Source organism: Streptomyces sp. B1866 (genome assembly GCF_031932565.1).
Taxonomy (GTDB): domain Bacteria; phylum Actinomycetota; class Actinomycetes; order Streptomycetales; family Streptomycetaceae; genus Streptomyces.
The window spans coordinates 1-1,978 of sequence record NZ_JAVSCF010000479.1 but is presented as its reverse complement, the minus strand read 5'-3'; the positions used below and the strand labels follow the sequence as shown (position 1 = coordinate 1,978).

Sequence of the window (1,978 nt, the reverse complement as noted above, 5' to 3'; positions counted from 1 at the left end):
GCGCGCGGCGGCCTGACCCGGCGCGTCGACCGGCGCACATCACGTCCACGCCAGCGTGCGCCACCTCGGCCCACGCGGCCCCGCCGACCGGCCCGCGCCCCGCCCGCGCGCCGGACGCCGACCCGCGCGTACGGCGCGTACGACGCGGTCGGAGGCCCGCCCATAGCAGGTCAGACGGCCATACGGCAGAACGCCCACCCTCGTAGGAGCGAAGTGATCACCCGTAAGGGTTAAACCTGTGCAAGTGACACGGAAGAGCCGCCACGGGCCGCCTACCTTCACCGGATGAGCAGCAGGCCCGAGGACTCGACACATGCCACCGGCGCACACCAGGCGCACCGCCGTGCGCCCCGTGCCGACTCTTCGCGCGCCCCGCGCCCCCCGGGGCCGCAAGCGCGGTACGAGCCGTACCTGGACGGCCTGTTCACGTACTGCCTGTCCGTCCTGGGCCGCCACGACACGGCCACCGAGGTGCTGGGCCAGGCGCTCGCCGTGGCCGAGCGGCAGCGCGCGCGAGGGCGGTGGCGGGGCCGCGAGTGCGCCCTCGCCGAAAGCGAGCTGCGCCGCTGCTGGCTCTACGCCCTGGCCCGCTGGGCGTGTCTGCGCAGGCTCGCCGAGCTGCGCTCCCGCGGAGCGCGGAAGCCGGAGGCCGGCCGCGTCAGCGGGTCGCGGCAGCCGCCGGACGGCCCGTCAGGGCTGCCCGGCGCCGCCGCCGAGCGCCGCCGCCGCGAACTCGCCGCCCTGGACTGGCCCGAGGCGGCGGGCACCGCGCCCGAGCAGCGCGAGGCCCTGGAGCTGGCCGTACGCCACCAGCTGCGGCCGCGCGAGGTCGCGGCCGTCCTGAGGCTGGACGAGGAGGCGGCCGACGCGCTGCTGGCCAGCGCCGCGTGCGAGGTCGAGCGGACCCGCGCCGCGCTCGCCGTGGCCGACCTCGGCCACTGCCCGGTCGTCGCGCGGATCGCCCGCGGCTCCGGCGCGCTGCTGTCCGCGAACCCGCGCCGCGAGCTGGTGCGGCACGTCGACGAGTGCGGCGCGTGCCGCCGCGTGGCGGAGCGGGCCACGGCGGGCGGCCCGTGGCCGGGCACGGCGGCCGCGCCCGCGGCACTGCCCGTGCTGGAAGCGCCCAGGACCGCCGTGCACGCCGCGATGACGCGTGCCTCGCGCGCCCGCCCCGCGCGGGCGGCCGCCGAACCGCGCTTCGACCGGTCCGGCTTCCCGCTGCCCCCCCAGGACCGCGCCGCGCGCCGCTACCGCGTGCGCAGCCTCGCGGTCACCGCCGCGGTGGTCGCCGCGGTCGTGGTCGCCCCGGTGGTGGCCATGTGGACCGCCTTCCGGGACGACGCGCGCCACCACCAGACCACCGACTCGGCGGCCGCCGCCGGCGGCTCGCGCGCGGGCGGCGGCCCGGTCACCGGGTCCCCGTACGCGACGGCGGGCGGCACCTGGCGCGGCTCCGGCCCGCGCCCCACGGCGGTCCGGCCCGCGGACCGCTCGCCCGGCGCGTCCGCCGACGCGCGCGACGCCGACGGCAAGGGCGGGACTCCCGACAGGCCGCCGACCGTGCGGCTGCGCTCGAACGGCGCGCGGGTCAGCAGCGGCCACCCGGCCGCCGACCCGGGGTGGCTGGCGGTCGAGACCCGCACGAGCGGCGGCGCCACGACCGTCACGCTGACCGCCTCCGGGGGCGGCCCGGTGCGCTGGACGGCGCTCGCCGGCGCGCCCTGGCTGCGGCTGAGCCGTACGTCCGGGACGCTGCGGGCCGGCGAGTCCGCGACGGTCACGGTGACCGTGAACCGCGACCGCGAGCCGCCCGGCCGCTGGGTCGCGCGGGTCTCCATCGAGCCGGGCGGGACGATGATCATGCTCGGCGGGTACGGCGCGCTGCCCGTCCCGACCCCCCAGCCCACCGGCCAGGACACGGCCCCGTCGCCCGCCCCCGCGGACTGACCGCCGCCGCCTTGGCCCGCGCCGCCTTGGC

Annotated in this window: 1 protein-coding gene; it reads left to right on the top strand. The window is 80.0% G+C overall.

Annotated elements, in window-relative coordinates:
• Positions 1 to 285: 285 nt before the first annotated feature.
• Positions 286 to 1,947, top strand: coding sequence for a sigma-70 family RNA polymerase sigma factor (locus RKE29_RS29620; RefSeq protein ID WP_312008798.1), 1,662 nt, complete (start codon positions 286 to 288; stop codon positions 1,945 to 1,947).
• Positions 1,948 to 1,978: the final 31 nt, after the last annotated feature.